Genomic DNA, 25,487 nt, shown 5'->3' with positions numbered 1-25,487 from the left:
ATCCATGTCTGCAAAAACCTCCACGAAAATCGACGATCAGAAGGCCAAGGAAGCGTATTTCACGGCGTCGCAAAGACAGCTGATCTGGGCCAGGTTCAAAAAGCAGCGCGCGGCGATGATCGCGGCCACCGTTTTGGTTGTTCTGATCCTGTCGGGCCTCTTTGCGCCGTTTTTGTCGCCATACGATCCAACGGTCGCAGGACGGGACAAGGATTACCTGAACGGGGCCCCTCAGATACCGAAATTCTGCGACAAGAACGGCTGTTCGATCCGCCCGTTTCTGCACACGGTGACGCGCGAGCGGTCGATTGCCACTAACTTTCGCTGGGTCGAAAAGATAAACGAGGATGAACGCCGCTACATGCAGTTTTTCGTCCACGGCGACAGCTACAAACTGTTTGGGTTCATTCCGGGCAACATCCATCTGTTTGGCATGGATCAGGGCTATGTCCATCTTTTCGGCACTGACAGCGCAGGAAAAGACATCTTTTCACGCACACTGCACGCGGTCTGGACGTCACTTCAGGTGGGCACGTTAGGCGTGGTGATCTCGTTCGTGTTGGCTTTGATAATTGGTGGCGTGGCTGGATATTATGGCGGGGCCATAGACAGTGTGATCCAGATGATCACCGACGCGGTCAGGACAGTACCGTCTATCCCCCTTTTCATGGCTATAGCCGCCTTTATTCCACCCGAATGGTCGGCTGAAACCCGATTTTTCGTCATAACCCTGATCCTCGGGCTGGTGGGATGGCCAACCTTGGCCCGACGGGTACGGACCCATCTGCTGACCGAGCGTAATCAGGAATACGTTCTGGCCGCGCAATTGTGCGGGGCACCCGCCGGTCACGTCATCAGGCGGCATCTTCTGCCAAGCTTTACCAGCTATATCATCGTCGACTTGGTCATATCGTTCCCCTACGTGGTCCTGTCGGAAACGGCGCTCAGCTTTATTGGGCTGGGCCTCAAGGATCCGGTGAACTCATTGGGTGTTATGTTGCAGAACGTGACCAAAGCAGATGTGTTGTTGAATTATCATTGGTACTTCATCCCGGTCCTCTTCTTCATCGCGCTTGTCATGGCCTTCGTCTTTGTGGGCGACGGGCTGCGCGATGCTGCCGATCCCTATTCGGAGACCCGTAAATGAGCCTGATCAACGTCGAAAACCTGACGCTGCAATTCAAGACCGACGAAGGGCTGATCACCGCGGTCGACAACGTGTCATTTTCGCTGGCCCCGGGCGAGGTCATGGGCCTTGTGGGTGAAAGTGGCTCGGGCAAATCCGTGACCGCGAAATCGCTGATGAAGCTTAATCCGGGCAATGCAGTCTACGCACCGGAAAGCCGTATCACGCTTCATCTGGACAGCGGACCGGTGGATGTCCTTGCCTTGCAGCGCCCGCGAGATATGGAAGTTGTGCGTGGCGGGGCGATCAGCATGATCTTTCAGGAACCGATGGCCAGTTTCGCACCTGCAATGACAATCGGCAGCCAGATGGTCGAGCAGCTGTTGATTCACACGGATATGAAAAAAAAACAGGCCCGTGAACTGTCGATCGAGATGCTGGACCGCGTCGGTATTTCCGATGCGTCCACCCGGTTTGGGCAATACGCATTTGAAATGTCGGGCGGCATGCGTCAGCGGGCGATGATTGCCATGGCGTTATCGACCAAGCCAAAGCTTTTGATCGCGGACGAGCCCACCACGGCGCTGGACGTAACGATACAGGCTCAGGTCATCGACCTGATGAAGGATCTGGTGGATGAATTCGGGATGGGCATCATCTTTATCACCCATGACCTTGGGGTGGTCGCACAGACAGCCGACAAGGTGGCGGTGATGTATTTGGGCAAGATGATCGAACAAGGCCCGGTCCGCGAGGTGATCCGCAACCCCTATCACCCATATACCCAAGGGCTGATCGACGCGCTGCCACAGCTGGACGATCTGGACAAGCCATTGATGCCGGTGCCAGGCGATATCCCTTCGCCGCTGGAACGGCCTGAAGGCTGCGTTTTCCATACCCGTTGCAGCAAAATCGTTGGCGATGTCTGTAAAACGATTGTGCCGGGCTGGTCGGACACTGGTGAAAACCATCGCACAGCCTGCCACCTTTGTGACGAGGGACAATCCGCATGAGCAGCGACAATCTGATCGAAACCCAGGACCTGTCGGTTGGATTCCCTGTCGGTGGGAAGATTTTCAACAAACGTACCCTGATGGCGGTCAACGAAGTTTCGCTGTCGATCCCCCGAGGGTCTTTTTTCGGTGTGGTAGGTGAGAGCGGTTCGGGTAAGACAACCTTTGGCCGCGCCCTGCTGAATGCGGCACCCATCACCGGTGGCACCGCCCATTATGATGATGGAGAGGTCAGCTATGATCTGGGCAATTTGGCCGGGGCCGACCTGAAGGAATACCGCCGCCGTGCACAGCTGATCTTTCAAGACCCGTATGCTGCGCTGTCTCCGCGTATGACCGTTCGCGACATCATTGCCGAACCTCTGGAAGTTATGGGTCTGTGCAACTCGCGCGAAGAGGTGGACGAACGTGTGCGCGAAATCGCCAGCTTGTGTCGGCTGAACCTGGAACATTTGCGCCGGTTTCCACATGCTTTTTCTGGCGGTCAACGTCAGCGGATTTCCATTGCCCGCGCTCTGGTGTCCAAACCCCGGTTTGTGGTGGCAGACGAAAGCGTCGCGGCACTGGATGTGTCAATTCAGGCCGACATCCTGAACCTGTTAAAGTCGCTTCAGGATGAGATGGGGCTGACTTATCTGTTCATCAGTCATGACCTGTCGGTGGTGGCCCATACCTGCGATCATGTCGCCGTGATGTATCTGGGGCAGATCATGGAAAGCGCGCCAACGCGCCAGCTGTTCCAATCGCCGCGTCACCCATACACCAAAGCACTGTTTTCAGCGATCCCGTCTCTGGACCCGGATGATCGCGGCAAAGCGCAGAAACTTGAAGGTGAGATCCCGTCGCCAACCAATCGCCCCAGAGGTTGTCAGTTTCACACACGTTGCCCTTTTGCCACTGAGCTGTGCAAGCGGGAAGAGCCGCATTTGGAGACCTGCGAGGCTGGACACGCAGTAAGCTGCCACCGATGGCGTGAATTGCAGTTGGCGAGTTAATCCGGGTCAAAGTGTTGGTTGCCGTCAAATTGGTTCAACGCCTTTGAGGCAATAGAGGCAACTGACGAGCAATGTGACTTGGGGAGACTCTAAAAGCTTTTTGTTTAACCGAATACGGCTTCTCGCGAACACGCATCGGTACTTCAAGAAAACTCACAATCCACCTGTTTCCGCGGGGCGTATGTTCAGGCGGCAAAAAGTATCTTGGTCCCACGAAAGCCGTTGTACTTCACACTTCTCGGCGCAATGAGAAGGATTGGGTATTTCCAGCACCAAAGTCCCGGTCAAAAGACTTTTCGCCTAGCCGGTATTACGGTAATGGGTGGACTCATACGATAAAGGTCAAACAGTCTAGGTTCGGAGTTTCTTGCACGCAGGGCATCTTACCTGATCGGTAATGGTGTTTCTGCAATCTGAAAGTCGTACTTTTGCACGTTCCGTGAAAATTAGTTCAACAAACCGTACATTATATTGCTTCTGGTATTCCCAGCTCTGACAACCCTTGAGAATTTGAAAAATGGTTAACAGTCCTAACGCACAGGGTGTCGAACGCCACTGGCAACTGAGTCCCAGGCAGAACCAAAGTGCGTCATTTACCAAGACAGCGGCGGGCACGTTGCTGTTGTTTGTTACTTTCTCTCAGGGCAACGTCACCAGCGCCAGCCAGTTTGTCATCTTATACTTGCCGATCCTGTCTTTGGCGCTTGTGATCATCGGCGGCCGGAGGGGTTCTGCAAGTACTCTTGCCCCCAGCAGCCCCGCACGGCTCGGACTTCTACTGATACTCGTTCCGGTACTTCTGGCGACCCTTTCCACGGCCACCGTGCAATACGTCATCATCCTGCTTGGCTTTACCCTTATTGTCTTAACGCTGCCGGTGGGCGGGTTCCTCCAAAACCTTCCAACTTATGCTTATTACGCAGCCTGGCTGAATGCGATGCTGTACATGGGCGAAGTAATATTTTGGGGGCAACTGGGAATACCATTCGACCCATCAGTGTTTAACTATATCGGCGTCGACCGTGAGGGGATAATCACCACATGGGGATTGACCCGCTATGGTGGACACCATTCGGAGCCAGGGTCCTTCGCAGTCAATTTCGCGGCGTTAACGGTGTTGTCGTTGATGGGCGATCGAATGCCCACTCTGTTCCATTGGTTTGCTGTGTTTCTATTGGCTGGAACGCTGTCGATCACGGCGGCGCTATTGGCTGTGGTTGTGGTGGTGTCGATTATTCTGACCAGTAGACTGACGGCGAGATCTCTGCTTTTGCTTGTACTGGGACTTGGCCTGATCCCTGTGCTGATTTTGCAAGTTCTACCCCTTTTAGGCTTGCAATCGATGGAATTTCTGACTGAACGCCTAGTTGACCGTGGCGGGAACGATATCAGTATCTACATTAAAGCACAGCTTATCGAAGATGTTAAAACGCGAGACTTCTTATCTACAATATTAGGGAACCGATACGCAGAGTGCTTTCATTGTAGTTACTCCAAATCCATGGGCTTTGGTTTCTATTTTCTGTTTCAAGGCGGTCTGGTTGGTGCCATTGCAGTCGCAACCATTGGTGGCATCGCAATCTGGCGACTTGGACGAAAGGGCTTCGCGCTATTCATCGTTTTTATGTTGATGCGGTTGGAGTTTCATTTCCCTCAAGCCATGATGCTTTATTTGATCGTTGCAGGTTTGCCAGCACCCAACGGACGTTCCTCAAAGGGTAAGGTCGCGTGAAAAATATTTTGGTATTTGCGTTGCGTATGATCACGCTTCGTTTGGCAGTCATTCTTTTGTCGTTGGCGCAGACTACACTTTGGGCGGCTGAGTTGGGGGTTGCAGGTTTCGGCCTAGTTTCGGCCTTCATCAGCGCGCAGGTTCTTTTAGGATTGGGCGCGCGCTTTGGTGCGGACAACGTTTTGGTGCGTCACTTTCGCACTGATCCGAACTTTCCGAAGCATTTCCATACTTTTGTCCGCGCGGCGATCTTAGCCTCGGTGGTCGTCGCCCTAATCGGGTTTACGATATTGGCAAAGCCAGTGTTCGGTAAGCTGACCAGTTACGGCGCCGTCGCATTTGTAATGTTGTTGCTGAGTTTTAACATCATGCAAATCCTGATTCAGGTCGTCGTAGCCCAAAAACGTCAGGTGCTGGTGACACTGGTTGGAGGCGTACTACCATTGTTGGTAAGTCTGGGATTTTTCTCCTTACCGTTGGACAACTACCTTTCAGTGCCCAGACACATTCAGGCAGTAGCGTTCTTGGCTTTAGGATATTTTCTGGCTGCCGCGGTTTTGGCGGTTCTTCTGCGTGATTTCTGGGCAGAATGTTGTGCGCAACACCGAGCGGCTCCTGGGCGCATGCGATTGTTGCTGGGTTCTGAGCAGTGGCACTTTCTAGCCTATCAAAGTATTGGCCTTGCCCGGGTTCACGGAACCACGTTGGCTGTTTTGGCGTTGTTTGGTGCTGAAACGGCCGGGTTCTTTGCTCTTGCATTGCGCTTTGGCAATCTACTGAGCTACCTCAACGAGCCAGCTCGCATGTATGTACTTCCGCGCGTTGCCGGCAGTTCCAGGGGCAATATCTGGCGCCTCTATCGCTCAATGTTGGGATTGAACGCTGGGCTGTTCGTGATTGGTGTCCTATCGCTTGCCGGCCTCTATTTCTTTGTCCAGCTGCCATTTTCCACAGACCCACCGTTTCTGCTCTATACCGTTATCATCATGGCCGGTGCGGCGGTGAACCTCTGTGTTGGTCCAGTCGGGGCTATTCTTGCTCAAAGCGGCAATGAAAAACGCAACCTCACCGCAAATATTCTGGGCTTTGGCATCGCAAGCTTCTGTCTGCTTTTGGCTTGGGCTTTAAATGAACCTGTTGCGGCAGTATTGGGAGTGTCATTGTCCACCGCGACGATCAATCTGTCTAACACTTTAAGCCTGATGCAGGTAATGCGCGATCCAATTGCCGGTCCCGGTCCGTGGCAACTGGCCCGTAGGCGTGGGTAGAGGGCCATCCAGGATAAAGCACGTTTTGTTGGCAGCAAAAAATCTTGAATAGCATTGGTTGAAAAAAAGGTCATCTGAGTTGATACATGTTCGAAACTTCCAAATCGCTAGATCAAAAGATGAATAACAGTTACGCGCCTATTTTGATCTTTGCTTACAACAGACCGGATAGATTATCTCAAACCTTGCAGTCACTAAAGCGATGTCCTGAATTTTTGGAGTCACCTCTGAATGTGTTCATTGACGGGCCGAGAACCGCCAAAGATACCAAATTGGTGAAACGCGTTCGCGAAGTTATTCAAAATCTGGAACACCCCAATAAGACAATTCACGTGAGGGAAAGAAATCTGGGCCTGAAAGCTTCGATCAGTAAAGGTGTTTCTGACGAGTTGAGGGAAAGTGATTGCGCCATCATTCTGGAGGACGATCTTATCCTATCGCCACAGGCGCTTCATTTTTTCAATCAGGCTCTGGCAAAGTTTGCTTCGGATGACCGGGTCTGGAGTATTTCTGGCTATATGTACGACGTCGCGGATTTTCAGGAGCGGCGGGACGCATTTTTTGTTCCATTTCCTCACCCTTGGGGCTGGGCAACCTGGAAAACATCCTGGGAGCGTTTCTCTTCTGGCACGAGGGATCACGCTGTTGTCGGGTCCAAAAGTTTCAGAACCTATTTTGATGTTCTTGGTCTTCGGGATTTCTCATCCATTCTCGAGCTTGACGACCTTGGCTTAATAAGCAGCTGGTACGTGAATTGGTACCTAGAGATGTTTTTGCAAGGCGGTGTTTCACTGGCCCCGCCCGTTAGCCTAGTACGGAACGCAGGTATGTTTGCGGGTACGCATGCAAGCCCTCTGAACCCTTACCGCTTTTTGCACAAGAACCAAGAATTGGCCTCGTTTTCACCTGAGTTGCCGTCTGATGTCGTGTTGGACTTCAAAGCGTTGGATTCGATCAGAAGCTCAAGGGATGTAAAATTGCAAAAGGTCATCTCGCAGCTGGGTCGGGTAAAACGACGTGCCAAACAGGTGGCATCCATCGGACGGGGCTCGTGAAATGAAATATGTGCGAAACGCTTATCGAGCGATGAACAGATACACTGCAATTCGGGCGAATGTGAGTGTCGGAAAAAGCTTTGTTATCGGTGTGGAAGGGCACATTCAGGCCCCCGATCAATTAAAAATTGGTGACAACGTCAATATCGGGCGAAACTTCTACATGGCTTGCAATGGAACCATTGGAAGCAACGTTCTGATATCTAGCTATGTTGGCATTGTGGGTCGGCGGGATCATGACATGAAGCAAGTCGGCGTGCCGATCACCCAAGCGTCATGGATCTACAGCGACGATCAGGACAGCGACACACCCGAAAGCACGATCTGTATCGAGGACGATGTCTGGATAGGATTTGGCGCGATATTGTTGAGCGGAATCACTGTCGGCAGAGGAGCTGTCATTGGTGCAGGTTCACTGGTAAACTCGAATGTCGAAAGCTACGACGTTGTTGCCGGGAACCCGGCGAAAAAGATTTCACGACGGTTTTCGGACGAGGAAATTGCCAATCACGAAAATGCAACAATCTAGTTCTGCGCCTATTTTCATATGTTCACTATTCAAGTTCTTTCCGATTTGGTGTCTAAAAGGATCAATCCAGCCTGAATTTTTCGATAACAGTAATATTCAAAACGAAATAATTTCCGTTTAGCCATCTAACATAACTCAGCCTGCCATGGCTTGACGCAACTTTCTATTGCTCGCACGAGAATTTCATGACCGAACCAACTTCAGTACGCCCCATTTTCATCGGCGCTTGCCCCAGAAGTGGAACGACCTTTTTGGGGGATCGCGTAGGGGCACTGCTGAACGGTCGAGTGATGCCCGAATCTCAGTTCAAACGCCCCGCCTTGCGGGCGTTGGCGGTTAATGGCCCCGAGGTCGCAGTCAAAGTACTCGACAATGAGCGGTCTTATCGACTTTGGAGGGATCGCCCGGCGCGTGAGACACTGTTGAAATGTAATGATGCCGCTAGCTTTTTGAGCCATTTGGTTTTTCCCGCAGGCGTCCCTGTTGGCACTGCGCCAATCTGGGTAGATCACACCCCGATTAACTTCGAAGATTTTAGCATTTTGCGGCGAGCATTTCCCAACGCCCGGTTCGTTAACTTGGTTCGAGATGGGCGGGCAGTCTTCTCCTCGGTTCGGGGGTTGGAATGGGGACCGCGCAACCCAATGCACGCATCATGGTGGTGGGCCGCACGTACAGCGCCGGGGCTTGCTGCAAGCCTGAGACATCCGGATTGCTGCATAACCGTCCGGTATGAGGATTTGGCACGCGGACATCTGGATGATTGGAGCTCGTTGCTAACTTTTCTGACCGCAGGCGAGAAACGCAGCGTTACCCCAGAAGAGCTGAGCGCTTCTAGCGGATTTGAAGTGCCCGACTACACTCGCCATCAACACCAACTTGTCGGCGAAGCTCCTTCTGCCGATCGCGTCGAAAGCTGGCGTACAACCCTCTCACAGCGTGAGATCGAAATCTTCGAAGCGAACAACGGCGGCGCGCTGCTTGAGATGCTGGGATACGATCGGCTCTTTTCCTTTCCGCGACCTGCAATCAGGTCAGAGATGATCCGAATGGGCGAATGGCCGTTTCGTGTTACCGCCGAACCCATCAAGAAATTCAAACAAGCGCTGCGTTGGAACAAGGTTAAGTCTGCAGACAAGGTTACAAGTGCATGAGCGATCAGGGTTGTTTCCTTCTCGGGTTGGGTGCGCAAAAATCCGGTTCGACCTGGGTGCATTCCTATCTCGCTGCGGATTCGAATGCAGATTTTGGTCCGATAAAGGAATACCACGTCTGGGATTCGGTCCATTTGCCAGAAATGGCACACTACGATCATCGTGGGCGATCAGGTCTGCGAAACGCAGGTGAATCCTTACTGCGCCGCGCGCTCCGCCGGTCTCCGTCTGTCTCTGCGGTTCGCGGCGCGTTACAGGATGATCTTGAAGGTTACTTCGATTTCTTCAAGGATTTGCTCAATCGTCCTGGGATTGCTTTAACTGGCGATATCACTCCAGCTTATGCAGGTCTACCAGCGTCAGTACTAGAAACCATTCGAGACGGCTTTGCCCATCGCGGCATTCCTATGAAAGCTATGTTTCTCATGCGCGATCCGGTGACGCGATGCGTTTCTGCAGCACAGATGAACCGACGCAAAAGCACCCGCACCGAAGCTGTACAGCTAGATGGCGATTTGGATACCGCTGTACTGGCTTATGCACAATCACCCGAATCGAGACTGCGAGCTGACTACGAACGCACCGTAACTGCGTTGCGACAAGTTTTTGCCGAAGATCAGTTGTTCTTTGGCTTTTACGAAACGATCTTTCAGCGAGATGAAATCGCCCGCCTGTCCGAGTTTGCGGGTGTCGCCTACTGCCCCGAGCATGCAGAACGGCAGGTGAATGTGCATGCCAAAGCTGAATACGTCGGCGACGCGACCCAAGAACAACTGCGCGTCATTTTCGATCCGACTTACAATTTTTGCGCAGAAATATATCCAGAAACCAAGGACATTTGGATGCCCGAGGTACTCAACCCGGAAACATTGGTGAAAACCGCCTCATGATCTATCCAAAACGCATCCGCATTGTCTCGCCGGTCTATCCCCGCCCCTATAAACCGGAATCCGGTCGTTTTGTTGCCAACCTTGCCGAGGGCTGGAGTGCCCAAGGTGTTGCTGTCGATGTGATTAGCGCGACTACCCTTTCGGAGCGCCTCAAAGGACGATCTCTCCGCGAAGATGTCTCGATCCCCGGCGTCAATACAGATCTGGTGCCTACGTTAGGCACCCCATTTGCCAAGCATTTACCTAAAGGGCTCTACCGCTTGCTGCTAGACCGCCACAACGACAATATCCTCTCGGGGTTGCGTGGTGGTAAGCGACCCGATCTGATCTACGCACAATTTGCCGAGTCGGGGCAGTTTGCCCGTGTCGTTGCTCGGGAAAAGGGGCTGCCCTATTTCGTGGCTTTGGGCGAGTCCCATTCTCTACTGAAAGGCACAACCGATACGGTTGAGATGCGCCGCACAGTTATACGTGACGCGGCAGGGATTGTCTGTGTATCACCGCGATTGCAGGATGAGGCGATAGAGCTGGGTGCCGATTCATCACGCGTGGAACTGATATTGAATTTCCCGAATTGGGCACGGTTTCGTCCGATGGATAAGGTCGAATGTCGACAAAAGCTTGGGCTGAGCCAAGATGCATTCATCCCGGTCTACGTAGGCCACTATTACGACCGCAAAGGAGCATCCCGGCTTAACGCAGCGCTGCACAAAATGACAAAGCCTGTCCAAGCTGCGTTTCTAGGTTCTGGACCGCTGGTGCCAGACTTTCCAGGAGTCATCAAGACAGGGAGCGTCAGCCATGAGGACCTTGCGTTATGGCTGAATGCCGCCGATGTGCTGGCCCTTCCAACTCTGGCCGAGGGCTGCTGCAACGCCATCGCTGAGGCCATGGCTTGCGCGCTTCCTGCAGTGACGTCGGATATTCCCGACGTCAGGTGGCAGGTGCCGGACAAAGGTGTGGTATTGGTGAACCCCTACGATATTGATGCTCTTGCCGCGGCACTGGATGAGCTTGCTGCCAACCCCCTCCGCGTGGCGGAAATGCGCGAAAGCCTGTTGCCGTTGTCACAGGCAGATCGTAAAAAAAGTCGCCCGTCTGAAGTTCTGTCATGGATTCAACGGACGCTCGCCAACGACAGGATTCAATGCCCGGCGTAGTTGCCGTTTAGGCACTGCCAAACTTGTAGCATAACGTCCTTGAGAGTGGGTAGCGTCCCAGCCAAAATAGGACCTAAACCCAGCTTTAAGGGCTTCGAACTTCTGCGTGAAACAAACGTTTTTGCGGTCTGGAACTAACATCGGTTTGCTCTCAATACAACAGGTGACGTTGAATTGCTGGTAGAGTGAGACGTCAAATTCAAACTTGGAGTTTGCGGTCCACACGAGCAACTACCTAAAAATTAGAGTTTATTTTAGTTCAACGACCGCCTCAAGCCTCGTGAAGGTGCTTTCTGACGGTTGGATCAATCCTATTGCTTTGGGCAGGATAGATTCCACAAGCAGCGATTGCCTCACGGGCGGTTACACGCTCGTGCAATCGTTTCCAGATTGCCTTGGCAGCGTAGGGATGCGGGTATGGGCGCCATGCGACGCCCATTGTCATGCCTCGCAGATATTTCAGCTGTTGACGGTGTGCGGAATACAAAATCGTATTGGCAACGCTACCTTCGCGCGTAAGCTCGTGCTCGGTCACGAATATCCTGTTTCCGCGCATTGTCACCAAACCGGCATAGCGTGATATCTGGTGCGTACTTTTGTCTGGAGACGTAGCAATTTCTCGGGAGCGGATCGTGAACAGCCCATCAACTTCCTGAATTCGGATCAATGAACAAAAGATCTTTCCTTCCCATGAAGGTGTGCAGAAATAGGAATGATAAAACCCTACGTATCGCCTGAGGTTTTTCTGTTGGCTTCGAAAAGGTTCCAAAAAAGCATCCGTTGGCGTTGTTCCGGTATGTGACAGGGCGCCTTTTAGCATCAGTTCGAAGACGCCGGTTTCAGAGAATAAATCGGCTTCTGTCAGGTCGAAATGACGCGCAATGCGACGCATGTTGTACGCGGAAGGCAGACTGGCGCCATTCAAGTAACGATTGAATTGCTGTCTGTTGACGCCGATATCGCGACAAATCTGCGAAATGTTCCCATGTTCTGCGCATAACGACCGCAGGTTGGCAGAAAAATTCTCGGACACAGGCAAAACCTTTCGCGTTCTGACGCGGTATCACTGCAAATAGCGTCAATCCGCGTAAGATCGCACAATTTGTTTTGTCTGCAAATCGGTTTCTTCTTCGGTATCGGTCCACAACAGATAAGTCTCAGATGCCAATCGAAACCATCGAAAACACATGGATCGCCCTCGCCGACGGGCGGCGGCTTGCAGCACGACTGTGGCTGCCCGGCACGGGGCCAGCCCCGACCATTCTGGAATACCTGCCATATCGCAAACGCGATGGCACTGCGCCAAGAGATGAAACGACACACACCGTATTTGCAGAGGCGGGCTATGCCTGCATCCGCGTCGACATTGCTGGCACCGGGGACAGCGAAGGGCAGTTCGACGACGAGTATTCCGAGCAGGAACTGCGTGATGGCGAGGAGGTCATAGCTTGGATTGCCGCGCAGGATTGGTGTGACGGCCAGGTTGGTATGGTCGGAATATCATGGGGTGGGTTTAACGGTTTGCAACTGGCCTTTCGACAACCACCTGCGTTGAAAGCCGTGGTCAGTGTCGCTTCGACTGTGGATCGCTATGCGGATGACATCCATTTTATGGGTGGATGCCTGCTAAGTGACAATATGAACTGGGGCAGTCAGATGTTTGCGTACCTGACCCGCCCTGCTGATCCTGAACTTCGCGCGGATTGGCGAGAAGATTGGCTTGCCCGACTGCAAAACGTCCCATTCTCTGCGGCGGATTGGTTGCGTCATTCGACACGGGACTCTTTCTGGAAGCACGGCTCAGTTTGCGAGGATTGGTCCGTGATCCAAACCCCTGTATTGGCCATCACCGGCTGGGCAGATGCTTATGTCAATGCGCCCCCGGCTTTGGTCGCAAACCTGACCGTGCCCGCCAAAGCCGTCATTGGACCTTGGGAACATCGCTACGCGCATATCTCGAAACTCGATCCGGCGGATTTTCACTCAGAAGTCATCGGCTGGTTTGATCGCTGGCTGAAAGGGCAAGAAAACGGCGCCGAGGATTTGCCTGCGTATCGGACCTACATGCAGGAACACTTCAACCCAACAGCGCATAACAGCCCTCGGCAAGGTCGTTGGATCGCTGAGGCGACATGGCCTTCGCCTCATGTCTCTGAACAGGTCTGGCATCTGACAAAGGGCGGTTTTTCGCAGGAGTCGACGTCTGGCACGGTCGCTATCGCGTCGCCCTGTCATATTGGTGCCGATGGGGGGTATTTCTGTGCAGGCATGCGGATCGACAACGAACTTGCGGGCGACCAGGCCAGGGACGACGCCCTGTCGGTTTGTTTTGACAGCGCGCAGCTGCAAGCTCCGTTAGAGTTACTGGGGCGTGCAAAGCTGAAGTTTCAATTTTCAGTGGATCAACCAGTGGCACAACTGGTCGCGCGGTTGTGCGACGTCTCGCCTGACGGTGTATCGCAGCGGATCAGCTATCGGTCTTTGAACCTGTGTCACTACCACAGTCATGAGACGCCGCAAACGCTGGAGCCAGGTCAGATTTACGAGGCCGAGATAGCCCTGAATGAATGCGCGCATCACTTGCGCGGGGGCCATGTGTTGCGGCTGGCCCTTTCTACATCTTACTGGCCGATCGTCTGGCCGGCGCCGAATTCTGCCGAGGTGACATTGCACTTGCAAGATTGCGCCCTGCATCTGCCGGTGCGCGAGGTCACACGTGAAATTCATGCCTCGGAACCGGGACCGGCACAGACATATCCGGTTCTGGAAGCTGAACCTTTGCGTCCACCTTCAGCCCAATCCGAACGCATGATGACCGACGATAGTCGAGTGGTTCTGGAAACGTTCGATGACTACGGCAAGACGCGCGATCCTTATCATGATCTGATTGTCGGCAGCGATGTGCGAATGCACTACGGTATCCACCCCGATGATCCCGCCACCGCCGTCTTCGAGACCGCCTGGAATTTTACCTTTGAGCGGGCGGATTGGCAGGTGGCCATCTCGACCGAGTGCCGCATGACCTGCGATGCGCAAAATTTCTATCTCTACCGCAAACTACGCGCCACCGAAGGCGCCGACGAAATCGAAGTTCTGACAAAGGAATGGTCGGAAACCGTTCCGCGCGGGCTTCTGTGAATTAATCCAAGGGAGGATACTATGAAGATCGAATGGACAAAGGCCAATGTCGGTCGCCGAGGGTTTCTGAAAGGCGCAACCGCGCTTGGGGCCGCAACCGCGCTTCCGATGGGGTGGGCGGACCGTGCGTTTGCAGCAGATGACGGTGTTTTGCGTGTGAGGGCTTATGGTGATGCACAGAACATGGATCCGGCCCATTCCGTTGGTGTTGTTGAAGAGGAAGTACATGCTTCGATCTACAACAAGCTGATCCAGTACAAACCGGGCGAGGAATGGGGCTGGCAGCTGGATGCCGCAACGATGATTGAGCAGGTTGATCCGACCCACATCAAATTCGCACTACGTGACGATATCGGGTTCACCAAGGGTTTTGGTGCCATGACCGCCGAGGATGTCAAATTCAGCATGGAACGGGTCGTGGACGACGCGACCGACAGTCCGAACAAGCCCGACTTGGGACCATTCAGCCATGTTGAAGTAACTGGTGAACGCGAAGGGACAATTGTTCTGAACAAGCCGTTCGCACCGATCTGGTCGATCGCCCTGCCCTATATCACCGGAAACATCGTCTCAAAAGCGGCAGTCGAAGCCGCCGGTGGCCGGATCGGGGCTGATCCGGTTGCAGAGTCCGGGCCGTACCTGCGGGACAGTTGGTCACCCAAGGAAAAGACGGTTCTTAAGCGCAACCCTGATTGGAAAGGGGATGCGCCGACCTGGGATACTGTCGAGATTTATCCAATTGACGATGAAAACACCGCCGAGATTGCGTTTGAGGCAGGTGAGCTGGATGTAACCCGTGTGTCGCTAGGCTCGGTCGAGCGGTACCGCGCCGGTGTTCCGAATGGCGGATCGCTGGTTGAAAAACCCTCGCTTTATTATGTCTGGTTGGGAATGAACGTCGAGCATCCGAAGCTGCAAAATCAAAAGCTGCGGCAGGCGATCCAGCACGCGGTGGATGTACCCAGCATTCTAGAGGCCGCCTATTTTGGTGCCGCTGATCCATCGACCGGCATCATTGCACCGGGTCTTGCCGGGCATCGACCTTCTTCGCTTGTGCCACCCGAGGCGAATTTTGAAAAAGCGGCGCAGTTGCTGACGGAATCCGGTGAAACCAATGTCACGCTGACTCTCGATACACTCAACAAGACGACCTTTACGACAACCGCCCAGATCATTCAGGCGACACTGGCGCAGATCGGGATCACGGTTGAGGTGAATGTTCTAGAATCCGGGGCGTTCTGGGCGTCTGGGGACAATGAGAACCTTCAGCTTGTACTGAATCGCTATTCCATGACCCCAGATCCGTACTATGCGACGTCGTGGTTTACGCCCGAACAGATTGGCAAGTGGAACTGGGAGCGTTTCAATAGTCCTGAATTCAACGAAATCCATGAAGCCGCGGCTGCGGAAACGGATATCGCAAAACGGGCTGAAATGTATCAGCGCGCGCAGGACTTGATGGAAGATAGCGGTGCCTATCGCTTTATCACCCACGAGGCGACACCGGTCATACACAGCGCACGTGTCATTCCTGCGTTGCGGCCGGATGGCCTGTCCCTGCTTCGCTATTTCGGCAAGGCGACCTGATCTCCCCAGGTCGACCGAGGTGCGGCGGGCGCGTAACGCTCGCCGTACCAAAAACAAAGCCACCAAGCCGCAAGGAGCCAGTTGGCCATGCTGAATTTCGCAACCCGTCGCTTCGGGCTGTCGCTGCTTATCCTCTTCGTGGCGGTGACCGTCATGTTCCTGATGATCCGCGCCGTGCCAGGTGATCCGGTCCAGATCATGCTGGGCCCTCGCGCCACGCCCGAGCTTCAGGCTCAGCTAACTGCGGCGCTGGGGCTTGATCAACCGATCTGGAAACAACTTTTGATCTTCTATGGAAACCTCCTGCAGGGTGACCTTGGCACTGACGTCTTCTCGGGCCGTTCCGTGACCGAGATTGTGTTTCAGCAATTGCCTTTCACTCTGGAGCTGATCTTTGCGTCTATCCTGTGGTCTGCAAGCTTGGGCATTGCGCTTGGTGCCTATGCGGCTGCGCATCCTAACACTTTGATCGACCGGATCGCTGCTGCAGTATCCGTCAGCTTTGTTGCCGCGCCGGCCTTTGTTGTTGCACTTTTGGCGCTGCTTGTTTTTGCCGTGCATCTGCAATGGTTCCCTGCCATTGGCGCGGGCGAAGGGTTCTGGGATCGACTGGACCATCTGGTCCTGCCGGCCTTTGCCATAGGGCTCAGCTGGGTTGGCTATATTGCCAGGCTTGTGCGGGCTTCGATGCTGGAAGTTATGGGCGAAAGCCATGTACGAACGGCCCGGGCCTTTGGTATCGCCGAACGTCGCGTGGTCATGGTTTACGCGTTGCGTATTGCCATACTGCCAGTGGTTACTGTGATTGGGGTCGGGATGGGCTTTCTTCTCAGCTCGGCCGTTTTTGCAGAAATCGTCTTTGCCCGCCCCGGGCTGGGAAAGTTGGTGATCGATAGCATCACGACCCGCAACTACCCGATTGTCATGGGTTCGGTCCTCGTATCCACCGCGCTGTTCGTGGTGTCGACCGCATTGGCTGATCTGATCAATGCGTTGCTCGATCCACGTGCGCGTACGGCTCATTGAGGAGGGGGAGTTATGGAAAAATCTCGTTCTGAATTGGGCCAGATCATAGTCGGTGTCGCTCGCGACCCGCTTGGCCTAATGGGCTTGATCATCGTTGGCATCATCGTGTTCTGCGCGATATTCGCGGCCTGGATCGTGCCCTATGACCCGATTGCGATGGATATCAAATCCCGCATGCAAGGACCGTCCGCGGCGCACTTGCTGGGGACCGACCAGCTGGGTCGCGATACGTTTTCGCGTGTGATTGCCGGAGGCCAAGTCGCGCTCAAGGTGGCTTTGCCTGCTGTGTTTGGTGCCATGGCGATTGGCCTGACGCTGGGTATGATTGCAGGGTACGGCCCGAAATGGCTCGACAATCTTTTGATGCTGTTTTTCGATACCATTCGGTCCTTTCCGACCGTGATGTTCGCGCTTGCTGTTGTGGCCCTCGTCGGGCCGAGCCTTCAGACCGTGGTGTTTGTGGTCATGGCGACCTCGATCCCGACCTATGGGCGAGTGGCGCGAACCCAGACGCTGACGCTGCGCAACTCCGAGTTCATTCTGGCCGAACGCTCGATGGGGGCCAGCATGGCGCGCATCTTGGGTGTGCATATGCTGCCCAACATCATTGGCGTTCTGGCGGTACTGGCGGCGATGGACATCCCCACAGTTATCGCGCTTGAGGCTGGCCTCTCCTTCTTGGGACTGGGTGTCAAACCCCCAACCCCCAGCTGGGGAGCGTTACTGAAGGACGGTTATTCCCTGATCCGCCAGACGCCTTGGCTGGTAGTGGGCGGCGGCCTGCCAATCATTCTGGCAACGCTTGGGTTCACCTTCCTGGGTGAAAGCCTGCGCGACGTGGTTGACCCGAAACTGAGGAAACAGAGATGACCGATATACTTCTGGAAATCGACCACCTCAGCGTCGACTACGAAACGGGACGCGGCGACCTGAAGGCCCTGCGCGATATCACTTTCAACGTCAACAAGGGTGAAATTGTCGGCATTGTTGGGGAATCCGGTTGTGGCAAATCCACCTTGATTTCATCCATCCTGCGTTTGACCGCGCCCAATACGCGCTTCCGCGAAGGAGAGGTTAGGTTCAAGGGGCAGGATTTGCTGCAAGCCTCTGAGCGTCAGATGCGTGACCTGCGTGGGGCGGATATATCCATTGTCTTTCAGGATCCGATGCAAACGCATAATCCGGTTCTGACCATCGGGCAGCAGATGCTGGACATTCAGCACCGATCTAAGCAATCCAAAGCGGACAAACTGGCCCACGCAGCCAAGATGCTGGGTGCCGTTGGCATTCCCGATCCCGAAGCGCGATTGAAACAATATCCCCACGAATTCTCGGGCGGGATGCGCCAGCGGATCGCGATTGCGATGGCGTTGATGTCCGAACCTGACCTGTTGATCGCGGATGAGCCGACAACTGCATTGGACGCAACGCTTGAGGTGCAGATCATTGAGCGCCTGCAAGAACTACAACGCGAATTTCACTGTGCCATCCTGTTTATCTCGCACCATCTGGGCGTGATTGCGGAGCTCTGCGACCGGGTAGTTGTGATGTATGCTGGTGCGGTCGTCGAAAGCGGGGATGTGCGTGAGATTTTCCACAATCCCAAACACCCCTACACCCGCCGTCTGATCGAATGCGACCCCGGCCACATCAAGGAACGCGCCCGCGTTTTGCCCACCATCCCCGGCGAAGTGCCCGATCTGGCCAACCTGCCAGGTGGCTGCATTTTCAGAGATCGTTGCGATCAAGCGATGGCACGCTGCGCGAGTGAGGTGCCCCCTTTGGATCAACTAAAAGAAGGCCATCATGCTGCGTGCTGGCTGAACCATGAGGAGGCCACAACATGAGCTTGCTGAACGTCGTGGACCTTAAAACCAGCTATGGACCGGTCAATGTTCTGGCGGGCGTCAGCTTTACCGTAGAACCCGGCGAGACCTACGCGCTGGTTGGTGAAAGTGGCTCTGGCAAAACGACGGTTATTCGCGCCATTGCGGGACTTGCCCCGGCGCAGGATGGTTCGGTCACTTTCGAAGGCCAGGAAATTCGAGGCGCGCCGGAAAAGGTCATGCGTCCGCTTCGCAAGGACATGGCAATGATGTTTCAAGACCCGGTCGGCAGCCTGTCGCCACGCTTGACGATCCGCAGCCTGATCACAGAACCCTATCGCATTCAGGGCATGAAAGACCGCGATCTGGATGCCGAGGCCAAGCGCCTGCTGGAAATGGTCAACCTGCCCACGCATTTTGCGGATCGTTATCCTTACCAGCTGTCTGGCGGTCAGGCACGGCGTGTGGGCGTGGCCCGTGCGTTGGCGCTGGAACCCAAGCTGATCCTGGCGGATGAACCAACCGCTGGCCTTGATGTGTCGGTGCAGGGCGAATTGCTGAACCTGCTCAACGATCTGCGTGAAAGGCTGGGTCTGGCGATGGTTATCATCACACATAACCTCAGCGTCGTGCGCCACGTGGCCGACAGGATGGGCATCATGTATCTGGGCCGATTGGTCGAAGAAGGCACGACCGAGACGATTTTCAACGACCCGCGCCATCCTTATACGCGCTGTCTTCTGAGTGCCAACCCAGAGCCCGACCCGGATGCGCGATTGGAACGGATCGCCCTTAAAGGTGAACCCCCCAGCCTGCTCAAGCGCCCTTCCGGGTGCGAATTCCGCGAGCGCTGTCCTTTTGCCAAGGATGTCTGCACCCAGACACCAGAATGGGAAGTGGGCGAAGGCCACGGCCTGCGTTGTCTGGCCCCGCTGTCCTAATAGGTAGTCCAATGCCAAGCACACTCTATTTCAATGGCACAATCCTGACGATGGATGCACAGAACTCTTCGCCTGAGGCAGTTTTGACTGCAGATGACAGAATCCAGGCGGTAGGGTCCGAAGCTGACCTGCGCGCTCGCATGCCTTCTGATGTTCAAGAGCATAACCTGCAGGGGCGTACTCTGATTCCTGCGTTTATCGACCCACACGGGCACTTCCCGGATCCGGGGTTTATCCGACTGTTCCGTGTTGACCTGTCCCCGCCCCCATTGGGGGATTGCACACAAATGGCCCAGGCGCTGGACAGACTTCGAGAGAAAGCCGACGCGACGCCCGAGGGTGAATGGGTCATGGGGGTGTCGTTTGACAATACGTCCATTCTAGAACACCGAATGCCCACACGGGCCGAGTTGGACGACGTATCATTACGCCATCCCATCTGGGTTATCCATGCGTCGGGTCACAACGGGGCCGCAAATTCTGTCGCACTCGAGAGGCGCGGGATAAACCGTCATACCCCTGACCCGGAAGGTGGCCGCTTTGGTCGCGATCCCGATACCGGCGCCTTAACGGGGTTGATCGAAGGGCTATCGGCCATGGGTGAGATGGGCGACACGGATTTCCTTATCAACCGGGAAAGATTCTGGCAGGGATTTGATGCCTGTCGTGACGAATACCTGGCCCACGGCGTGACCTATGCGCAGAATGCTTGGACGTCGCAAGCCATGCTGGATCACTTTGCCAGCTTGCCCGCAGATCAGGACCCGGGAATAGACATCGAGCTTTTACCCATCGCAAGCCTGGAGCCCGAACTAAGCTCGCATTGGATCGGCGCGAATTGGCCCGGCAACCAACATTTTACACTGGGTCCGCGCAAGCTGTTCACGGATGGGGCGTTTCAGTTGCAGACCGCCTATCTGTCGGCCCCCTATTATCGACCGATAGATTCGGATCATCCATGCGGAATGGTCTACACCTCGCAACAGCAGCTGGATGCTGACGTTCGCAGGCTTCATGAAAAAGGTCTTCAAATTCATTGCCACTGCAATGGCGATGCCGGCGCCGAGATGTTCATTGATGCGGTTGAAAAAGCCCTGCAGGCGCACACCCGCGCAGATCATCGCCATACCATTATCCACGGTCAGGCCCTGCGGGATGATCAGCTAAGGCGTATGGCCCAGCTTGGCCTGACCGTCAGCTTCTTTCCCGCTCATGTGTATTTTTGGGGGGATCGCCACTTTGACACCTTCCTGGGGCCCGAGCGGTCTGCGCGAATTTCCCCTGCGGCGTCAGCGGAAAAGTTCGGCGTGCGATACACGATCCACAACGACGCCTCGGTCACGCCGACACGTCCGATCCACTTGGCCCATTGCGCGGTAAATCGCAAAACCGCTTCGGGCCGTATGCTTGGCGAGGGTCAGAAGATCAGCGTTCTGTCGGCCTTACGCGCACAAACTATCGACGCAGCCTGGCAAGTCTTCAAAGAGGATCAGCGCGGGTCTATCGAGCCGGGTAAGGTCGCTGATTTCGCCATTCTTTCGCGTAACCCCTTGCACGCCCCGGATCACCTGACAGACACACGGGTGCTGGAAACAATTCGCAATGGTCAAATAGTATTTTCAGCACTGCCCACCGAACAAGAAGTCGAGCATACCTAATGACGGCCAAGCGTATCGCGATCGCGGGGTTTCAGCATGAAACCAATTGCTATGGTGTGACAAAGGCTGGTCTGGCCGAGTTTGAGATGGCGGATTCCTGGCCTAGTATGCTGCTGGGCGCGCAGGTTGTTTCGGAAACGGCTGGCATGAACCTGCCCGCCGCAGGTTTTGCTGCGGCGGCTACCGCAGTAGGGTTTGAAGTCGTGCCGATACTGTGGTGTTCGGCAGAGCCGTCTGCTCATGTAACCGATCACGCATTCGAAACGATTTGCGGGATGTTATTGGATGGAATCCGCGCTGCGGGTCAGATTGACGGCGTGTATCTTGATCTGCACGGCGCGATGGTCACCGAAAGCCTAGCTGATGGTGAGGGAGAGGTTTTGCGTCGCGTCCGCAATCTCGTGGGCCCAGAAATTCCAGTGGTGGCAAGTTTGGACCTGCATGCCAACATCTCGGCTCAGATGGTTGAACACGCAGATTACCTGTCGATCTTTCGCACCTACCCTCATCTGGATATGGCGGAAACAGGCGCAAGGTGCGTTCCTGTGCTACAGCGCTTGCTTGCAGGTGAAACACTGAGCAAAGCGTTTCAAGCGGTGCCATATCTTATTCCGCTGCATGCACAATATACCGGCTCTGCGCCATTCGACGAAATCTATCAATTGCCAGCAAGATTCGAGCAGCAGGATGTACTGACAGAAATCGCGCTTGGCTTTACGGCGGCGGATTTTCCCGACACTGGCCCGTCCTGCGTTGCCTACGCAACCACAGCGAATAAAGCGGCCGCTGCCGTTGAAGATATCGTCAACTTGTTTTTGGCCCAGGAAACCCGCCTTGATTGTTCCATGCTGTCTCTGGAAGAGGCTATTTTGACAGGCCGCCAAAGACGGGAAAAGCCGGTTGTATTGGCTGATGTTCAGGACAACGCCGGTGCGGGTGGGACGTCTGACACCACTGGATTGCTGGCAGCCCTGATAGAGGGTGGAGTCACAAACGTTTTGATGGGCCTATTCAATGATCCCGAAAGCGCAGAGCAAGCCCATGCGGCGGGTGAAGGTGCATTGGTCAATCTGGCTATTGGTGCAAAATCCAACTTGGCGGGTCACGTTCCGGTCAAAGCAGAGTTTGAAGTTCTGGCATTGGGTGATGGCACATGTCGCTATACGGGTGAAATGTATGGTGGTGGCATTGCAACGCTCGGCAAGACGGCGGCCCTTCGGTTGGTTGGGCACAAGGCCGAGATTGATCTTGTCGTCACAAGTATACGCAACCAATGCCTGGATCGCGCGCATTTCACGCATATTGGTTTAAATCCAACGAGTTATTCGGTGATTTGCGTGAAGAGTACAGCCCATTTCCGAGCAGATTTCGAACCTATTGCAGAAGAGGTTTTTGCGGTTTCTTCACCAGGTACCTTTCTCTGCGACCTGAAAAAAATCCCCTACACCCGTATCACCAGAAGGCTGCCCATCGCTGCTGGGTCTGCTGCTGACGACGTTTCCGACACTGTTGGCTATTCGGGTGCAACCCCGACATAGTTCCGTGCTTTGGACATCTTTCCAATTCCGGGGTTGAACGAATTGGTGGGATCACAACATTTGTAATGTGCCGCCAGATCGGGTTTCGCGGCATACAGGTGGCCCACATTGTGTTCGGCCGGATATTCCGCGCCGCGCGCATCAAACAATTTGAGCATCGCCGCCTTCAATGCCTTAGGGTCCGCCCCTTTTCGAACCACATAGTCCTGATGCATCACGTGGCACATGAAATGTCCATAATAGAGCTTGTGGACAAGCTGATTACTTATCTCGGGTGGTAGGATTTCCAGCCAATCCTGATCATTGCGTCGCAGGGCAACGTCCAAGGCGATGATGTCCTCGACCTCATCTGCGTGAATGGCCATATAGCGCACGGCGGCCCCCGCAGCGGCGAAACGGTGAAGCCCCGCAATCTTGGCCTCACGCGCTGTGCATTCAAAGAAGTCGGCGTCACGATCTTCCAGAAAGTCGGGCAACCAATTTGCCGCTTCATCTATCCCGGCATCCTTCATTTTAAGGATCAGGTGATGTTCAAATCGGTCGCGGAAACCCAGCATTCTTTTGGGTAGAACTCGTGGCCACAGCGCCACTGCCATTTGCATGAAGCGGTCGGTAAAATTGCGCAGGAACGGAACCCGTCGCAACCGCGCATCCACAGCCCCTTTCATGGCAAAAAACATCGGCAGGCGGTCAGTGCCTAGCTTATCGATCATCACGACCGTGTCCTTGCCATAGCGCGCAGTAATATCGAACACGTCGCGGTGCATGTATTCTGCGGACACTGGCAAGACTTTAAACTCGGACAGAATGTGGCGGCGTAGGGCGGCCAGATCACCGGTATCGTTGGCACCGATGTAAAACACCTTCTCAGCATCGTTCTGGGGAAAGGTATCAAGGCGCACGGCGAATACGGCCAACTTTCCAGCAGACCCGGCGGATTCGAACAGTTTTCCCTTGTCGGCGTTGAACCGCGCAGGCGTTTGAGCATCCACATCGCGCACGATCAGCGCATAGTCACTGGCCGAGGCGCGTTTATTAGAGGATTCTGGTGTCCGGTTGAAGGTTCCGGCGTCCAGATTGGTCAGAATTTCTTCGGGCGTCTCGCCCAGATCAATACCCAGATGATTGACCAACTCTAGATCACCCTGTTCGGTGATCCGGGCATAGACCGAAAGTTCGGTGTAAACTGGGCCGCGTTCGACTAGGGAACCTCCCGAGTTGTTGCAGACCCCACCAACAATCGACGCCCCGATACAGGACGACCCAATTACCGAATGCGGCTCGCGTCCCAGCGGAGCCAGTAGTTTTTCCAGTGCGAAAAGTGTGGCACCCGGAAAGCTGACAATCTGCGCGCCGTCATTCAACGGAACCAGGGTGTCCATCCGGCGGGTGTTTATCAGGACCACATCTCGGTCATAGTGGCCGGACGGGGTCGAGCCCTCGGTCAGGCCGGTGTTGGCCGCTTGCATGATGACGATTTTATCCGCCGCGACGCAGGCTTGCAGCACCCTCCACTGTTCCAACAGCGTACCCGGTCGGATGACACACAATGCCTCGCCCTCACCCGAGCGAAAGCCGCGGCAAAACCGTTCAGTCGCGCGTTTGTCGGTTAGGACATGGCGAGAGCCGACGATGGCGCGGAACGTCCCGATCAGGTCCTCATTGGTCATGCTGCGTCCCTTTGCACATTCAAAGTGGGCGCAGTGTCCCTGAACCGGACATTATTGCGGTTCAACTGGTCGATACGTGTCACACCCATCAGTTTCATATCGCGTTCAATCTCGGCCTGCATCAATCCCAACGCGCGTTCGACACCTGCCTGCCCCGCAGCGGCAAGCGGATACAAATAGTGACGCCCTACCCCAACGGCCTTTGCCCCCAGTGACAGCGCCTTCAACACATGGGTTCCGCGCTGGATACCGCTGTCCATCATCACGTCCAGCTTGTCTCCGACCGCATCGACGATCTCGGCCAGTTGGTCGAACGGCGTGCGCGAGCCGTCCAACTGACGACCGCCATGGTTTGACAGGATAATCCCGGTGCATCCGATCTCGGCCGCGCGACGCGCGTCTTCAACGGTCATGATCCCTTTCAGGCAGAATTGACCGTCCCAATCCCGCACCATCTGAGCGACGTCGTCCCAGGTCATCGACGGATCCAGCATGTCGGTGAAATACCCGCCGATCGAACTCGCACCTCCACCCATGTCTACATGTTCCTCTAACTGCGGCAGGCGGAATTTCTCGTGGGTCACATAGTTGATCCCCCACATCGGCTTGATTGCGAACTGGATCATACCCCCCAACGTCAGCCGGAACGGGATCGAAAAGCCGGTGCGCAGGTCACGCTCGCGATTGCCGCCGGTGATGCTGTCGACGGTCAGCATCATGACTTCGACACCGGCCTCTTTGGCGCGCTGCATCATGGCGGCGTTCAGGTCGCGGTCCTTGTGGAAATAGAATTGATAGACTTGCGGGTTCTTGTGCTTTTGCCGCAGCTCTTCAAGCGATACGGTGCCCAGTGACGATACGCCAAACATGGTGCCGTATTTCTCGGCCGCTGCGGCCACCGCGCGTTCGCCCTGATGGTGGAACAGGCGCTGCAGTGCCGTGGGCGAACAATAGACGGGCATGTCCAGCTTTTGACCCATCACTGTGACGGACATATCAACATCCGATACCCCGCGCAGAACCGAGGGCAGCAGATCGCAGCGGTCAAATGCGTTTGTATTCTCGCGATACGTCACCTCGTCATCCGCACCGCCATCGATATAATTAAAGATGGGCCCCGGCAGCCGCTTTTTGGCCAGCCGCCGAAAGTCATGAAAGTTGTGGCATTGGCTCAGACGCAT

General features: G+C 54.8%; 21 protein-coding genes. 18 read left to right on the top strand and 3 right to left on the bottom strand.

From position 1 onward, the window contains the following. Nucleotides 1-4 precede the first annotated feature (4 nt). The 10 genes from GOX21_RS19560 (at nt 5) to GOX21_RS19515 (ending at nt 10,922) form a co-directional block, all read left to right on the top strand. Nucleotides 5-1,147, top strand: a complete 1,143-nt coding sequence (locus tag GOX21_RS19560; RefSeq protein WP_170351163.1) for an ABC transporter permease — start codon at nt 5-7, stop codon at nt 1,145-1,147. After that, the gene (locus GOX21_RS19555; RefSeq protein WP_170379433.1) at nt 1,144-2,139 is read left to right on the top strand and encodes an ABC transporter ATP-binding protein; all 996 of its coding nucleotides are present in this window, start codon (nt 1,144-1,146) and stop codon (nt 2,137-2,139) included. The genes GOX21_RS19560 and GOX21_RS19555 overlap by 4 nt, the downstream gene beginning before the upstream one ends. Continuing rightward, complete coding sequence (locus GOX21_RS19550) at nt 2,136-3,134, top strand: ABC transporter ATP-binding protein (RefSeq protein ID WP_170379435.1); 999 nt, start codon at nt 2,136-2,138, stop codon at nt 3,132-3,134. The genes GOX21_RS19555 and GOX21_RS19550 overlap by 4 nt, the downstream gene beginning before the upstream one ends. A gap of 517 nt (nt 3,135-3,651) precedes the next feature. Next, complete coding sequence (locus tag GOX21_RS19545; RefSeq protein WP_170379438.1) at nt 3,652-4,866, top strand: hypothetical protein; 1,215 nt, start codon at nt 3,652-3,654, stop codon at nt 4,864-4,866. After that, complete coding sequence (locus tag GOX21_RS19540; protein WP_170379440.1) at nt 4,863-6,134, top strand: lipopolysaccharide biosynthesis protein; 1,272 nt, start codon at nt 4,863-4,865, stop codon at nt 6,132-6,134. The genes GOX21_RS19545 and GOX21_RS19540 overlap by 4 nt, the downstream gene beginning before the upstream one ends. An 86-nt stretch (nt 6,135-6,220) precedes the next feature. Beyond that, nucleotides 6,221-7,189: a hypothetical protein gene (locus GOX21_RS19535; RefSeq protein WP_170379442.1), complete on the top strand. Its 969-nt coding sequence runs from the start codon at nt 6,221-6,223 to the stop codon at nt 7,187-7,189. A gap of 1 nt (nt 7,190) precedes the next feature. After that, complete coding sequence (locus tag GOX21_RS19530) at nt 7,191-7,718, top strand: acyltransferase (protein ID WP_170379444.1); 528 nt, start codon at nt 7,191-7,193, stop codon at nt 7,716-7,718. A 185-nt stretch (nt 7,719-7,903) separates the two neighbouring features. Continuing rightward, entirely contained in the window at nt 7,904-8,872 is a 969-nt protein-coding gene (locus GOX21_RS19525; protein WP_170379446.1) for a sulfotransferase family protein, read from the top strand. 26 nt (nt 8,873-8,898) lie between these two features. Beyond that, the gene (locus GOX21_RS19520) at nt 8,899-9,762 is read left to right on the top strand and encodes a sulfotransferase family protein (RefSeq protein ID WP_170379448.1); all 864 of its coding nucleotides are present in this window, start codon (nt 8,899-8,901) and stop codon (nt 9,760-9,762) included. After that, the gene (locus GOX21_RS19515; protein ID WP_170379450.1) at nt 9,759-10,922 is read left to right on the top strand and encodes a glycosyltransferase; all 1,164 of its coding nucleotides are present in this window, start codon (nt 9,759-9,761) and stop codon (nt 10,920-10,922) included. Before GOX21_RS19520 ends, GOX21_RS19515 begins: the two co-directional genes overlap by 4 nt. A gap of 271 nt (nt 10,923-11,193) precedes the next feature. On the opposite strand, the gene GOX21_RS19510 is transcribed toward GOX21_RS19515, so the two are convergent. After that, nucleotides 11,194-11,955 carry a helix-turn-helix transcriptional regulator gene (locus tag GOX21_RS19510; protein WP_170379452.1) on the bottom strand — a complete coding sequence of 254 codons (762 nt, stop codon included), beginning with the start codon at nt 11,953-11,955 and terminating at the stop codon, nt 11,194-11,196. Between the two features lie 128 nt (nt 11,956-12,083). Between GOX21_RS19510 and GOX21_RS19505 the strand changes: the two genes are divergently transcribed. The 8 genes from GOX21_RS19505 (at nt 12,084) to GOX21_RS19470 (ending at nt 22,636) form a co-directional block, all read left to right on the top strand. Further along, nucleotides 12,084-14,060 carry a CocE/NonD family hydrolase gene (locus tag GOX21_RS19505; RefSeq protein ID WP_170379454.1) on the top strand — a complete coding sequence of 659 codons (1,977 nt, stop codon included), beginning with the start codon at nt 12,084-12,086 and terminating at the stop codon, nt 14,058-14,060. A gap of 21 nt (nt 14,061-14,081) precedes the next feature. Further along, complete coding sequence (locus GOX21_RS19500; RefSeq protein WP_170379457.1) at nt 14,082-15,647, top strand: ABC transporter substrate-binding protein; 1,566 nt, start codon at nt 14,082-14,084, stop codon at nt 15,645-15,647. 87 nt (nt 15,648-15,734) lie between these two features. After that, nucleotides 15,735-16,673: an ABC transporter permease gene (locus GOX21_RS19495; protein WP_170351176.1), complete on the top strand. Its 939-nt coding sequence runs from the start codon at nt 15,735-15,737 to the stop codon at nt 16,671-16,673. A gap of 12 nt (nt 16,674-16,685) precedes the next feature. Then, on the top strand, nt 16,686-17,543 hold the full coding sequence (locus GOX21_RS19490; protein WP_170362625.1) for an ABC transporter permease: 858 nt from the start codon (nt 16,686-16,688) through the stop codon (nt 17,541-17,543). Beyond that, the gene (locus tag GOX21_RS19485; protein ID WP_170379459.1) at nt 17,540-18,520 is read left to right on the top strand and encodes an ABC transporter ATP-binding protein; all 981 of its coding nucleotides are present in this window, start codon (nt 17,540-17,542) and stop codon (nt 18,518-18,520) included. Before GOX21_RS19490 ends, GOX21_RS19485 begins: the two co-directional genes overlap by 4 nt. Beyond that, nucleotides 18,517-19,440, top strand: a complete 924-nt coding sequence (locus tag GOX21_RS19480) for an oligopeptide/dipeptide ABC transporter ATP-binding protein (protein ID WP_170379461.1) — start codon at nt 18,517-18,519, stop codon at nt 19,438-19,440. Before GOX21_RS19485 ends, GOX21_RS19480 begins: the two co-directional genes overlap by 4 nt. Nucleotides 19,441-19,451: 11 nt before the next feature. Beyond that, nucleotides 19,452-21,098, top strand: a complete 1,647-nt coding sequence (locus GOX21_RS19475) for an amidohydrolase (RefSeq protein ID WP_170379463.1) — start codon at nt 19,452-19,454, stop codon at nt 21,096-21,098. Next, a complete protein-coding gene (locus GOX21_RS19470; RefSeq protein WP_170379465.1) occupies nt 21,098-22,636 on the top strand; it encodes a M81 family metallopeptidase in 1,539 nt (512 codons plus the stop codon). The genes GOX21_RS19475 and GOX21_RS19470 overlap by 1 nt, the downstream gene beginning before the upstream one ends. On the opposite strand, the gene dld is transcribed toward GOX21_RS19470, so the two are convergent. Both dld and GOX21_RS19460 read right to left on the bottom strand, forming a co-directional pair. Beyond that, nucleotides 22,612-24,306 carry a D-lactate dehydrogenase gene (gene dld, locus GOX21_RS19465; protein WP_170379467.1) on the bottom strand — a complete coding sequence of 565 codons (1,695 nt, stop codon included), beginning with the start codon at nt 24,304-24,306 and terminating at the stop codon, nt 22,612-22,614. The genes GOX21_RS19470 and dld overlap by 25 nt on opposite strands. Beyond that, nucleotides 24,303-25,487, bottom strand: coding sequence for an alpha-hydroxy acid oxidase (locus GOX21_RS19460; protein ID WP_170379469.1), 1,185 nt, complete (start codon nt 25,485-25,487; stop codon nt 24,303-24,305). The genes dld and GOX21_RS19460 overlap by 4 nt, the downstream gene beginning before the upstream one ends.

Source organism: Ruegeria atlantica (genome assembly GCF_013032005.1).
Lineage (GTDB): Bacteria > Pseudomonadota > Alphaproteobacteria > Rhodobacterales > Rhodobacteraceae > Ruegeria > Ruegeria atlantica_A.
Note: the sequence above shows the minus strand (reverse complement) of the source record. Positions and strands in the feature narration are given on the sequence as shown.